Source organism: Ursidibacter sp. B-7004-1, assembly GCF_053654055.1.
In genome coordinates this window covers 43,986-57,696 of sequence record NZ_JBSIUP010000004.1, presented here as the reverse complement: position 1 = coordinate 57,696, position 13,711 = coordinate 43,986, and the positions used below count along the sequence as shown (strand labels likewise).

Genomic DNA, 13,711 nt, shown 5'->3' with positions numbered 1-13,711 from the left:
TTACCTAATAATGTTGAAGTGAATGAATACGTGTAAAACGCAAATACCCGCATAGAATACACTTTTTACGGATTAAAATAAATTATTATCCCTACAAAAGCTTGAAAAGCATCAATATTTATTCAAATATCAAAAATTACCTTTTATAATCGTGACAACGTAATTATTATAATTGATATATGAATTGATTACTGTCTAGCCAAACGCGTATTTTCAGTAGGGAAGGGCTCAAAGTTAGAGCGATAAGGGTTAATATCCAAGCCTCCTCGACGTGTATAACGAGCATAAACAGTTAATTTTTCTGGACTAGCAAAACGCATCAAATCACAAAAAATTCGTTCTACACATTGCTCGTGGAATTCGTTATGTTGTCGAAATGACACAATATAACGTAATAATTTTTCACGATTGATTTTTTTACCAACATAGTGAATTTGAACACTTCCCCAATCTGGTTGTTGAGTAATTAAGCAATTTGATTTCAATAAATGACTTGTCAGTGTTTCTTCCACCCAAATATTTTCTGTACAATCGGCTAATAAATTAGCATCAAAATTATAATCATCAATGATGATTTCCTGAGCATCAATGCAATCACCTGAAAACGCTACAATAGGCTGTGCCGTATAGCTTGATAATGAATGTAATTTCACAATAACATTACCATTTGCACAGTGCTGTAAATCTTGCTGAATAACTCGTTCAACTTCACGAAAAGAGCTAAATTTAGTTTGGTTAAAACTATTTAAATAGAGCTTGAAACTTTTAGACTCTATTAAGTTTTCGCTACGGAAATCAACAAAAATATCAGCAATAGCAACTTGTGGAACACCATTCATATTTAGCCACGAAATTTCATAAGCTGTCCACAAATCACAACCAATAGAGAAGGGTTGGTGTTCAATAATACCTAAGTCTTGACGATTTAATTTTCTAGGTACTCCTTGTAGTAAGGTTGCATCATATTGTGAAAGGTAGTTTGTTTGCTGTCCTAATTTTAGGGCTTGTAAACTTTGATCTTCGTATTTCATGTTTTCATTTTTCCTGATTTTTACTTATAATTTAACATAATCTACATTATGCGAAATTTGTTGCTATAAAGTTTAAAAATTGAAATTTAAAACTTATTTTATATTTTGAGCTAAAGACCTTCTTGTCGTAGTACAACTTTTATTTTATCAAACCCTACAAACTCCTGTTCTAATCTCACATTATCTCCAAATGTATTATTCACTAATGCAGCGTAAAGTTTGTTTTCTGCTTCGGTTAAATACTGAAGTTCTCCTGTTTGCTGTTTTGCTTCTTTACTCCAAAAAGATTTATGTGCTAGTAGCGTTTCGCTATCCATTAAAAATGAAATTGCGTTGGGGAAATAACTGCGTAGTTGGTTTAATATGGCAAAACCGTGCGTATCAATATCGCCCCAATAATATATTTGGCATTGATTTAGCCAGGTGGCATTTGCTAATAAGCACCAACCGTAACCTGCACCAAATATCGCCCAACTATGAGGAATTTCGGGAAATGATAAAAAATTAATTTCGTTTTCTATAATAAACACCTTTTTAATTTTGGGTGTTAATTGGGAAAAAGTTAGGCTGTCTAAATAAATATCGCTATATGCACTGCTTGGCTGAATAGGATAACCTTTATCTAAATTCCGCAAGCGAATATGTTTTGGCTTATCTAAAAAGCCGTAGCGTAAAACAAATTGTGAAATGCCGCTATATTCTCGCTGGATTTCTGTTTCATCTAACACTAAATCCAATAATTCAGCTAATACTGTTCGGTGAGTTTCAATAAATTTAGTATGCACATCTGGAATATTCACTTGACGTAAATAAATATGCGGTTTTGAATGTGTTTTACGCCAAATAACAACGGAGAGTAACTTCTCCCAATCATCTGCTAATGCTAAAGATTTTAAAGCGTTTTTCGCTAACCAAGGTAACACAAGCGGTTCAATACGTTGAGAAATTTGCAGAATTTGTAAAAAAGTGCGGTGTTCTTTTTTCTTATTTAATAAAGTCAATAATGTTTCAAGATCAGCGATATAAATCCTTTCAGGAATTTTTTGCTCACCTTGAATACGATGATTAATGGTTTTCCATTCAATCGTTAAATAATTAAGTGAAGTTAAATGCATTACCCACTTTCGCACCTGTTCAAACTGGCTAGTAATATCAGCGGATGTGGGTTTTGCTAATTTTAGCTTCAATGGAAAAATCGACTCTTGGAAGATTTCTTGGCTTAGAAAACTCCCCTTTTCCCAGCGTTTTATCAACTCGTTTTTAATCGTTTTTTCCGTTGTCCAATTAAGCATTCAACTGCTCCGCTGCTTTCTGTATCTGATACTCTTCAATGGTTAAATTCAATAAACGAGAATTTGCTCCGTCCTGATTTTTCACCAAACACACACTAGAGACAAAAGGCTCAATAATATCCACTTTTTGTAGCGGAGTAACAATGAGTAACTGCAAATTAAGCTGTTTAAATAAACGTAGTCCGTATTGTGCTGACTCATCAGAACCTCGACCAAAAGCCTCATCAATCATCACAAAGCGGAAAGATCTTGAACGAGTTACACCAAATTCCAAACCAAATTGATAAGCAAGGCTTGCAGCTAAGATAGTATAAGCAAGTTTTTCTTTTTGCCCACCTGATTTACCGCCAGAATCAGGATAATGTTCGTGTTCAGAATGATCCGCTCGCCAACGCTCAGTAGCAGAAAACAAGAACCAATTTCGTACATCAGTAACTTTTGCCGTCCAGCGTTTGTCCTGCTCTGTCAAGCCTTCACGCCCACGAAGGCGATCAACAATAGCCTTCACTTGTAAAAATTTAGCTTCAGAGTATTGGTTGCCTTCTGATCCTGTAACTGCCCCTTCGGTACAAGCTCGTAAATCGAGCTGAAATTGACGAATTTCTACATCAGGATTGATTTCTGTTTCTAACGAAATATAACGATCAGGATTATAATCAATACTTTCAAGTGAGCGGTTAATAATGCCTATTCGCTGTTTAATGGTTTCTCTTTCCCGATTTAATTGGGCATTTAAATTAGCAATCTCATTGATCGTATTTTCGTTCAATAGCTTTTTAAATTGAGCAACAAATTTCGGTAAATCATCGGCATTGAGGCGATTTAAAAAGGCTTCGTATTCTAGATAGGATTGAATACTCGGATCAAATTCATTCGTCTCAAGCGGATATTTATGATTAAACTGCGACATTTTTTTGGTGATATTATCTCTTTCTCGCTCTTGATTGTTCGATAATGTCTTGTTTTCACTTGTAAATTTAGTGCGTAATTTATTTTCCATATCACCACAGTTCGCCAAGGTTAAACTACGGCGATTTAGCGACATTAATAATTCATTTAAGTCTTGATTGAGTTTCTCTATTAAATCAGGTGCGATAGGTGTTTCTTCCACCAACAGCACCGTCATTTCTAAATCTGTTTTGGTTGAGTTAATTCCACTGTCTAATCCCCCCTTATGAGCGATAAGCTCAACATATTTCTTCTCGCTCTCCTTCATCTCAATTTCTAGCGTTTTTAATTGAGCATTTAATTGGTTCAGAATATTTGAGCTAGCTTGTAATTGCTGATATTCATCGTTTAATAAAGCAATTTCTCGTACAATTGTTTCAAAATCAATTTCCGCAAAAGTTTGGAATGCTTCTAAACGTACCAGTAATTTATTCTGTTTATCTAATGTACTTTGCGTTTGTTTATAGCCAATAATTTTCTGCTGAATTTGATTTAATTGGCGTTCATATTGTTTAAGCGTTTGAGTTAGAGCTGTAATTTTCTCGGCATTCGACCAACCTAAAACATAACGGCTGCGATCATCAATGCGATAACGGTCATCTTTTTCGTGTCGTCCCGTTTTATCTTTAATTTGCCCCTTTTGGGTAATTGCCTTGCTTTCTCGACGAAATTGTTCGGCAGAATCACAAGCCGCAAAATCAAAGCGTTTATATAATTCATTTTCAAGCCATTGATAAAATGGTGTATTTGGCTTAATTTCCAATTTATAAATAAGTGAATCAGGGTGTAATTCACTGCTTAACATTGTTTGATGTTTATTGACTTTGTAATAAACCATTCGCCCATTGAGATGATTATTATTTACCCAATCCGCCACTTTGGCATAATGTTCTTCAGAAACAATCATTGAAAGAGCAAAATTATGTAATAAACGTTCTGCTGCACCTTCCCAATCTTTCTCGCTTTCCTTAACTTGTAATAATTCACCAATAAAAGGCAAATGTTCTACATTCAAATTTAATGCTTGGCATAACTGCTGACGAATTTCAATCTGACGGCGACTAATATTATTTTCACGCTGCTTTAAACTTTGAATTTCATCATTTAAACCACTGCTCTCTTTTTCTAAATGGCGTAAATCCGTTGTTGCCTCAACCTCTAGGTTGCGTTGCTCCGTAATCTGCTGTTCAATTAGCTGATGTTTTTGAGCAAGTTTGCTCTTCTGCGTAATAAAATCTGTTTGATTTGTGGCTATAATTTCATCTAGTTCGGTAATCTGTTTTTTATACTGTTCAAATTTACTTAAACGTTCCGTTTTAATTCGTTCTTTCTCTTGAATTTGCTGCTTTAATTCCGTTAAACGATTTCCGCCATTTTGTTGAATATCCCATTTAATTTGATCAAGTTTTTTAGCCTGCTCTGCTTTAACTAATTCTAACTTTTGAATATTTTCACTTGTGTTTTGACATTCTTGCTCTAATTGCGTTAATTGTTTCTCTAATAATTGACATTTACGCATATTGAAATAAGGCGGTAGTTGGTCAATCTGATATGAAATATTCGCAATTTGTTGCTCTATTTGCTGATATTGCTGACAAGACTGTACAATTGGAGTGAGTAAACTAACTTGATCTTCCGCCTTTAACACTGCCTGATAAGCACGATTCAAATCATCAAAATGAAGTAAAAGATGTTCAATGCGTTGCTGAGTTTCTTCAAAAGGCTCTAGCATATGGCTACGGACAAACTCGGTTAAATTACCAACGGATTTCATTGATACGGTTTGGTGAAAAAGTTCTAAGGCTTGATCGTTTTGAATACCAAAACGGCGACGAAACCAAGCCGAATAAGGCGGAAACGTATCAAAAGTATCAATTTCCATTTGACGCAGTTTTTTGCGTAAAGCGGTCATTTCTGAACCAAAATTTGCAAAATGTTCGCTGATGGAAAGTTGCTTTTCTGCGCCAACAAAAAAGCGTGCAGGCTGAGTTTGCTGTTCCTTTAACCAAAAAACTTGAGCAAGGGTGATATATTGGTCATATCCTTCGTTATAAAATACTCCTAGAATAACTGAATAGCTGCTGTTATTGCGAAGCTGTGCTGGTTTGACGATACCTGTTTCATTATCTCGCTCCGATTTATAATAACCTAACACATAAGAACGTAAATTCCGCTCTTTGCTCTCTGCCCCTGCTGCTTTGTTATAAGCAATACGATTAGCTGGAACGAGCAAAGTCGTAATAGCATCAACCACAGTAGATTTTCCTGAACCAATATCGCCCGTTAATAAACCATTCTTGCCATTGATTTCTAATTGCCAGATTTTTTGGTTAAAGGTTCCCCAATTTAATATCTCCAATTTCTGAAGGCGAAAACCCGCTAAATTATTATCTTCTAAAAATTCTAATTCTAAGCCCTGTTGCATAATTTATTCCCCTTTTATTTTCTTTGCGCATTTAATGATTCTGCCAGCCAATGATCAAAATTATTTAACCATTCCACATCAATAAAGGCTTTTAATATACGTTTGACTTCATAGTGCGGTTCATTTTGATGGGATTTTAATTTCTGTAAAAAGCCTAATTCTACGACTTTATTAACATAGCTTTCGATTTTATCTGACAATTTGGCTTGATTCGTTTCTTCCTTTAAATAGGTTTTCATTAAATCCACTAATTGGCTTTGACTTAAAATTAAACGAGTATCGCTATTTTCTGAATCAAACTCAACTAAACTTTTGCGTAACAATGTCAGTAGAAGCGAGACTTGGAAGGTTAATTGACGGCGAGGAGTAAGTTTAGGGTAAATGATTTCATCAGTATCAGGTTTACCTTTTAAAAAAGCATAACCCTCTGCTTCATCTAAAATTAAATTTAAGTGTAGTAATGAAAAATAATCGCTGACTTCATTATGCTTATTCAATAACTCGCCCCACAATTTTTCATTATTTTCTCGATAAACAATGCCTTTAATCAAGGCAATTAGAATATCCGATAAGGTAGAATCTTCTTTATTAAACACCATTACCTCCCTTTTTATTTAGTAAAAATAATTTTCGGCAATACTGCATTTCGGATTTTATCTCCACTTTGCCAACTAATTTTTTCTTGGTGTTCTTCATCAATAACCAATTTAAAATAAGGTTGTTGATCAAGCTGCAAATAACTGACTAATTCTGCCAACCCCTGCTCAAGCGGTCGGTTTTCGATAATTTTTTGTAAAGATATTTGGCTTTCAGTACGTAAACTTTGACGAATATGTTGGATAAGTTGTGTTTTATCCACTCGAGATTGCTGGAATAAAGCTTGTGCATCAGCAAGGTTTTCTGCTCCTAACTCAAGCATTGTATTCTCTAGTTGCATTTTTTGTACTGGTGCGTAAAGAGGGCGCTCCATTGGCAATGCTAACTCAATTTTTGCTTCATCGAGATTCATTGCATCTCCTCTAATAGTGTCTTCCGATAACTCAAATACCTTGCTCTCAATACTACGAAATATCTCCATAATTCGGCGATTTTCCAGCCACGCTTTATCATCTAAGAAATGACGGAGTTGCTGGGATAGCTGAGCAACGGTACGCTGAGTGTGTTCGCCCGCTTCCAACCAATCATAATGAATATGTTGTTGTAGATCGCTGTGTAACGAACGGATAGCGGGTAAGGAAAGAATATGTTCAAGTAGCTCACTAAATTCTTGTTGACGTTGCTGTGAAAGTAGAAAATCCCAAAAAGCCCGAAAACTTCTCCCTTGATCAGAATCTGAGATGGCATCACGTTCTCCCATAATTTCGGCAAGTAACTCTCCCTTACTACCCTCCCATAACGCAATCTGACGGCGAACTTTAGTATCAAGTTGGCGGAAATTGTGTTCAACCTCTCGGAAATCAGAAAGTAATTCTTTTGCCCCTTGACTGAATTGTAAAAAACGCTCTTTGACTGCAGTGTCATCTAATAAAGAAAGTTCTCCTGCTCGCACTTTGGCAATTTCTTGTTCAATTTCGTATTTTTGTTTTTCCAATTCGGCAATACGTTTTTCAGGGGTAAGCTCACTGCCTTGACGAATATCTTTGAGCAAATTAAACAGGGTTAAAAGACGTGATTCGGTTCCCACAAACTGGCGGCTAGCAAGCTGATTTAACCAACTTATCGCCTTTTCAGTGGCAGGCATTAAGTCAAATTGTGCTTCATCACTACCTGTTTTATAAAACTTACGTAGCCAAGCATTTTCTGTTGCAGCCCAATCATTAAGGTACTCTTTTGCTGTTTTGGGAAAGGTTTTTTCGCCTAGCTGTTCACGCAATTGAAATAGTGTATCTTCTAGCATTTCACTTAATCTAGATTCTTCCATTAAGCGTTCATTTGGTTCAATAAAAGATTTATGTAAAAAGCTTACAATTAACGGTGCGTGATCAGAACAAAGTAATCGCCACGCAGGGTGATTGGCTCGGTAAGTTTTCAGGGTAAAAAAGTCAAATGACATTGCATCTCCTTAAATTAAAGTAGCAATCGCTTCAATCACTTTCTGGTTATCTTCAGCTAGTTGTGAGATTGTTATATTTTTTCTTGTTTGTTTCCACTTTTTTCTCATTTTTCACTCGTATCACTCAAAAACAAGCGGTAACTTTCCCATAATTTTTTACCAAAAGGTTCTCTCCAGCCTTGTAGTAATTCTGGTAAATGCGATTCACATTGTCCTTTAATGTGCCATTTGAATAATTGATCTAATTGACGTTTACTTGCAAAAAGCTCAACCGCTAAATTCTGTGGTTTATTTTTTTCCAATGATTTTTTAAGAAAAGCTAAATCTCGCTTGTAATTCGGTTCATCAATTAAACGCTTAATTTCTGATACTTGTTCAGATTTTGGGATATTTTTCCCTTGTTCAACTAATAACAACAACTTTTTGCCATAACGTCTTACTTCATTTGGATGCATAAATTCCAATAATTGAGCGGTATGTTTTGGCTGATCTTTTGCAATTTGCCGTAATGCTTGCTCTTTTACGATAAAATTTAACGCAATATCTCGTTTTTGTGCCTCTTCAATTCGCCATTTTTCTAGCAATTTGAGAATCGTTAATTCTGTGGAGTTAAGCTGCCACGCATTTGCAATTTTTGTATAACCTTTTTCAATATTGAGTTCTATTTGACGTTTTTGTTTAAGTGTTTGACACTCTTCATTTACCGCACATTCCCATTCAGTTTGGGCTAATAGTGTTTTAATTTGCTGATAAACAGGCAATAGATACCATACATCTGAAACAGCATATTGTAGTTGTTTTTCGCTGAGTGGGCGTTTTAGCCAATCTGTGCGTGAAGTCGATTTATCCAGTTCAACCTGACAATAATTAGCCACTAATTTAGAAAAACCGATTGATGAACCTAATCCAATAAATGCACTCATTACTTGAGTATCAATCATTGGTTCAGGCATTTGCTTAAAATAGTGTTGAAATATGTCTAAATCTTCACCGCAAGCGTGCAGTATTTTTAATATATTCTGATTACTTAATAGTGCAATAAATGGGGAAAAATCGGTAATATTCAAAGGGTCGATAAGATACGCTTGTTTACCATCATAAAGCTGAATTAGCCCTAATTGTGGATAATAAGTTCGAGTGCGAACAAATTCAGTATCTAGTGCTAAAAGAGATTGTTGCTGTATTGATAAACAGGCAGTTTGTAATTCTTGATTAGTTTGGATCCAATTAAATTCAATCTGTTGATTCATTTTTATTCGCTTCTTTGCTAAAAGATATAATTTTTTCGTTGGATAAAATAATTTTGTGAGCTTTATCGCATAATTGAGTAAAACAGTTTGCCATTTTACCCAAAGATTGCAAAATAAAGAAATTATCTTATGGAGTGATAATGAAGGGAATATATGAAAACCGCTTCTAATGATTATAAATATCAACATCTTGGGCAAGTTTACCAACTCATTGAACAATTTGAACTAATTTCTCGTACCGATATTGCAAAATTATCAGGTTATGCCCCCGCTTCCATTACAGGGCTTACTAAAATTTTAATTGATAATCGCCTTGTTTTAGAGCGAACAGCACAAAATTTACCTAGTCGTGGACGTCCGGCAGTGGGATTATCGCTCTCCCCTTTTCACTGGAATTATTTATGTATAACGATTTCTTCTACAACACTTTCTATCTTTTTATGTGAACTTTCAGGCAAACCAATTTATCAAGCAAAATATCCTCTACCTGATAATTTGATTATTGATAAGGTGTTATTAAACGCATTAGATGATTTTCTAGGAAATAATCCAATTGATGATGAAAGACTTTGTGCTGTTTCTGTCAGTATTGTGGGGAAACTTGATAAAACGAAGAATGTAATTACTCAATTAGGTAATTATTCGTTACATTGTAACTTAAGAGAGATATTAGAAAAACGTCTAAATAAACCAATTCTTATCAATGAGCATTTTCAGCTTTGGCTACTCGCAGAATCTACACTAGGTAGCTTAATTAGCCACGATGATGTGATTTTTCTACAACTAGATGATGAAATTAATCTTAGTGTTCTATTGCGTGGGGAGCTACTTCATAAAAATGAATATAAACGAATGAACGTTGATCGAATGGTAATGCCTAAATTTAGTGAATTAAGTGATATAGTTGGGCAAAATTTAAGTGATATTGAACGCTATCAGCTTATCAATCAGATTACTTTTTCTGCATTAGAGAAATTGATTGATTATTACTATCCTGATAATCGTAACAATACATTGCAAACTAAAATTGATGACTTATGCCAAGCTATTTTAGAAGATAATTCTTCTGCATTGCTCATTTTAGAGCATATTTGTGATAATTTATCCTATGTATTGCTTAATTTAATTAGTATTTTTTCAACAGAAAAAATTATGCTCTGCTCACCCCTAGTATCAATTAAAAATATACTATTTACAAAAATTGAGCAGAAAATTACCGCTAGTCTTCGTCAAGAGGGGTTAAATATTGATTTAGTTACTAGCCAATATGAATGGGATAGCCCAGAAATTCCATCAGTGGCAATAAAATATGAAATTTATAACGGAAATTTGATTCAAAACATAATTCAATTGTAAATAATTTGTTAGACTGGTATTAAATGTGTCTGTCGAGAGAACAAAAAATGCCAGCTTTATTTATTGCAGGAACGGATACTAATGTTGGAAAAACCATTGTAACCCGTGCATTACTACAAACTATTTCTCAATATGAAATTCCTATTGTTGGGTATAAACCTATTGCCTGTGGGGGTGATGATTCACTTCCTACTGAACCAAATCAAGATGATTATGCGTGTGAAGATAATAAAGATGTGTTAATCATTCAAGATAGTTGCATTTACCCTGTACATTATCGAGAAATTAACAGCTACTCTTTTATTCACTCAAGTACACCTGTGTTTGCAGCTTTAGATGCTGTTCGTCATATTTCAGATGAGAAACTCAATAAAGATCTTAACCGTCTTCAGCAAAAATATACAAATGTATTGGTTGAAGGTACTTATGGTTGGCTAACGCCGATCAACAAAGAGTTGAGCTTTGCGGATTGGGTCAAAAAAAATCGAATGCCTGTGGTGCTAGTTGTTGGCATTAAAGAAGGTTGCGTTAATCACGCATTATTAACCTCTTATGCAATTCAGCAACAAGGGGGAACTTTAGTTGGTTGGGTTGCAAACCGAATTAATCCTGGATTACGTCATTATTCTGAACTTATTGAGTTATTAAGCCAACGAATTGATGCTCCACTATTAGGTCAAATTCCTTATTTGGGTCACCCTGATAAGAAAAATCTTGCTGAATATATTCAAAATCCTGATCCATTGTTGCACTATTTTAGTAAGTAGAGTAAAAAAGGAGTATTAGATTAATACTCCTTATGCTCATTCGTTATCCACCTGAGAACTTCACGCTAAAACCTTTCTGCTCTAGAATTTGTTTAAGAGTATCTCGGTGGTCACCTTGAATTTCAATAATTCCATCTTTAATTGAACCCCCGCAACCTGTTCTGCGTTTTAATTCTGAAGCTAAAGACATTAGTGCCTTATCATCTAGGTCTAGTCCTGTGATGACACAAACACCTTTTCCTTTCCGTCCACTTGTTTGACGTTGAATTCGCACAATACCATCGCCTTTGGGACGCTCAACTTTTTCTTTTTCAGGTTGAATACGACCGACTTCGGTAGAATAAACTAATGTCATTTGTAAAATTTCCGTCTAATCTAACCGCTTATACAATAGAACTATTGATTGATTTTAATACTGATAATGGATCTTGTGCTTGAGTAATTGGACGGCCAATCACAAGGTAATCCGAACCAGTTTCAATTGCTTGTTTTGGTGTCATTACACGACGCTGATCTCCAAATTCACTCCCTTCTGGGCGAATACCTGGTGTGACCAATTTAAAATCTTTACCACAATGAGCTCTTAAAACTTCAACTTCTTGTGGTGAACAAACAACACCATCTAATCCTGCACGTTGACATAAGTGAGCTAAACGAATAACTTGTTCCATTGGTGATGCATTAATACCAATTTGTAATAAATCTAAATCTTCCATACTGGTAAGAACAGTAACACCAATCAATAATGGAGCATCTTTACCATAAGGTTCCAAAATCTGCTTGGCCGTTTCCATCATTCTTAATCCACCTGATGCGTGCAAATCTACCATCCAAACGCCAAGATCTGCTGCTGATCGAACTGCTCTTGCAACAGTATTTGGGATATCGTGATATTTAAGATCTAAAAAGACATCAAATTTGCGTTCTTGTAGTTGTTTCACAAATGTTGTCCCTAATGTAGTAAACATCTCTTTGCCCACTTTTAAGCGACAAAGCGAAGGATCAACTTGATCTACGAAGGCAAGTGCTTCACGCTCTGTTTCATAATCTAATGCAACAATAACTTTACTATTCATAATTTCCTCATAACTAAATGACTTCATCAATACTTTGAATGGGCTTGATGCTTTCCCATTGACGACAAGATGGGCAATACCAATTTAAACGGTAACTTTGGTATCCACAATTCAAGCATCGATATGGGAAAGCTTTTTGGATTCTGTCCCCAACCATACTATGCAGTAATACCAAATTATCTTTCCCTCTACCATTTTCTGTTTCATTTATTTGATAATAGATAAAACGGTGAAAGGTAATCATATTAGGATACTGTCTCACTTGTTGATATAAACTTGATTGTGCCGCCTCTGCCCCATCTTTTTGTTCAATAAATTCTGCCAGTGCTAAATCCACACTACTATTATGCTTAATTTGATTAGCTCTAATTAAAAATAATTCAAATTGCTCTAATTGATTTAAAGCATTATAACAGTTCTTAATCTGTTTAAGAACTTCACTAATATAGCTTGGATCTTGTTCTAAGATGTGTTCTAAATGCTGTAAAGCAATGTGATATTGTTCTTTCTGATAGTAAAACTCGCCCAATAACATTGATGCTCTTGCACAGTTAGGCAAATATTCTAATGCTTTATTTAAGGATTCTAAAAATAATTTACTATTTTCTTTTATAGATTGAGCGTACTCACAGTAAAAATGGGCAAGTGGCTTTCTATCTGTATTAGGAGATATTTTTAATAGTTTCTCTGCGACATTAATCGCTTTTTTCCATTCTCTTGTTTTTTGATAAATACTGATTAGTTGTGTTAGAGAATGTGTTGCGAATTCAGGTTCATCAAGTAGCGTAATATAATAATTTTCTGCCCGATCATAAAAACCTGCACTCATAAAATCTTTGGCAAGTTGCTGCTTTGCAAGTAATTTTTGTTCGAAAGAATAATTTTCATTATTTTCTAACGCTTGATGAATGCGTAATGCTCGATCCACCTCGCCTCTGGAGCGAAATAAGTTTCCGAGCATCAATTCTGCTTCAAATTGCGAATCGGTAGTGATTTGGTTTTCTGATTCTTGTTTTTGAAGCATAGAAAGGAAAAGATCTACAGCCTTTTCCTGTTGATTAGATAATAGAAAATTTAACCCTGTGACATAATCACGAGAAAATTTATTATTGATAGTGTCTTGATCTTTCTTCGCACTTCTCTGCCCCATATACCAGCCATATAAAGCGGCAATAGGAAGCAGAAGAAATAATAATTCGAGCATTACTCAGCCTTTGGTAAGGTTAACTCATTAATTTGTTGTGCTTGACGTTTGATACGACGATTTAACGCCATATTCTGTAATTTCAATTTTAGGTAGAAAAAACCTGTAATTAACCAGCCTAATAAAAGACCAAGACCAAATAAAATTGCAACTAATGTTGATAAACGTAATTCACTTTTAGCAATAAGATAATTGAAAGTAATAAGCTGGTCATTATTTGCTCCAATAGTGACCGCAACAATGATAATAGCAAGAGTAATAACCAATCCCAAAATATATTTTATCATACGTTCTCCATTACTATTATTT

At 34.8% G+C, this 13,711-nt stretch carries 12 protein-coding genes; 2 read left to right on the top strand and 10 right to left on the bottom strand.

Annotation, left to right across the window (positions count from 1 at the left end):
* Window positions 1-188: 188 nt before the first annotated feature.
* The 6 genes from queF to rnd all read right to left on the bottom strand — a co-directional run bounded on the left by queF (window position 189) and on the right by rnd (window position 8,999).
* Window positions 189-1,031: an NADPH-dependent 7-cyano-7-deazaguanine reductase QueF gene (gene queF, locus ACWIW0_RS02325; RefSeq protein WP_454452044.1), complete on the bottom strand. Its 843-nt coding sequence runs from the start codon at window positions 1,029-1,031 to the stop codon at window positions 189-191.
* Window positions 1,032-1,141: 110 nt separating this feature from the next.
* Entirely contained in the window at window positions 1,142-2,323 is a 1,182-nt protein-coding gene (locus ACWIW0_RS02320) for a Wadjet anti-phage system protein JetD domain-containing protein (RefSeq protein ID WP_454452043.1), read from the bottom strand.
* Complete coding sequence (locus ACWIW0_RS02315) at window positions 2,316-5,696, bottom strand: ATP-binding protein (protein ID WP_454452042.1); 3,381 nt, start codon at window positions 5,694-5,696, stop codon at window positions 2,316-2,318. The genes ACWIW0_RS02320 and ACWIW0_RS02315 overlap by 8 nt, the downstream gene beginning before the upstream one ends.
* Window positions 5,697-5,710: 14 nt before the next feature.
* Window positions 5,711-6,295, bottom strand: a complete 585-nt coding sequence (locus tag ACWIW0_RS02310; protein WP_454452041.1) for a DUF4194 domain-containing protein — start codon at window positions 6,293-6,295, stop codon at window positions 5,711-5,713.
* A gap of 11 nt (window positions 6,296-6,306) precedes the next feature.
* Window positions 6,307-7,749, bottom strand: coding sequence for a DUF3375 domain-containing protein (locus ACWIW0_RS02305; RefSeq protein ID WP_454452040.1), 1,443 nt, complete (start codon window positions 7,747-7,749; stop codon window positions 6,307-6,309).
* Window positions 7,750-7,853: 104 nt separating this feature from the next.
* Window positions 7,854-8,999, bottom strand: coding sequence for a ribonuclease D (rnd, locus tag ACWIW0_RS02300; protein WP_454452039.1), 1,146 nt, complete (start codon window positions 8,997-8,999; stop codon window positions 7,854-7,856).
* A gap of 153 nt (window positions 9,000-9,152) precedes the next feature.
* Between rnd and ACWIW0_RS02295 the strand changes: the two genes are divergently transcribed.
* Window positions 9,153-10,355 (top strand): ROK family protein, encoded by a 1,203-nt coding sequence (locus ACWIW0_RS02295; RefSeq protein ID WP_454452038.1) that lies wholly within the window; start codon window positions 9,153-9,155, stop codon window positions 10,353-10,355.
* 47 nt (window positions 10,356-10,402) lie between these two features.
* Entirely contained in the window at window positions 10,403-11,122 is a 720-nt protein-coding gene (bioD, locus tag ACWIW0_RS02290; protein WP_454452037.1) for a dethiobiotin synthase, read from the top strand.
* A gap of 43 nt (window positions 11,123-11,165) precedes the next feature.
* On the opposite strand, the gene yciH is transcribed toward bioD, so the two are convergent.
* From yciH to ACWIW0_RS02270, 4 genes are read right to left on the bottom strand one after another with little or no spacing between them, the layout of a single operon-like run.
* Window positions 11,166-11,477, bottom strand: a complete 312-nt coding sequence (gene yciH, locus ACWIW0_RS02285; RefSeq protein ID WP_454444192.1) for a stress response translation initiation inhibitor YciH — start codon at window positions 11,475-11,477, stop codon at window positions 11,166-11,168.
* A gap of 28 nt (window positions 11,478-11,505) precedes the next feature.
* Window positions 11,506-12,198, bottom strand: a complete 693-nt coding sequence (gene pyrF / locus ACWIW0_RS02280) for an orotidine-5'-phosphate decarboxylase (protein ID WP_454452036.1) — start codon at window positions 12,196-12,198, stop codon at window positions 11,506-11,508.
* A 13-nt stretch (window positions 12,199-12,211) separates the two neighbouring features.
* Window positions 12,212-13,402: a lipopolysaccharide assembly protein LapB gene (lapB, locus tag ACWIW0_RS02275; RefSeq protein ID WP_454452035.1), complete on the bottom strand. Its 1,191-nt coding sequence runs from the start codon at window positions 13,400-13,402 to the stop codon at window positions 12,212-12,214.
* On the bottom strand, window positions 13,402-13,689 hold the full coding sequence (locus ACWIW0_RS02270) for a LapA family protein (protein WP_454452034.1): 288 nt from the start codon (window positions 13,687-13,689) through the stop codon (window positions 13,402-13,404). Before ACWIW0_RS02270 ends, lapB begins: the two co-directional genes overlap by 1 nt.
* Window positions 13,690-13,711: the final 22 nt, after the last annotated feature.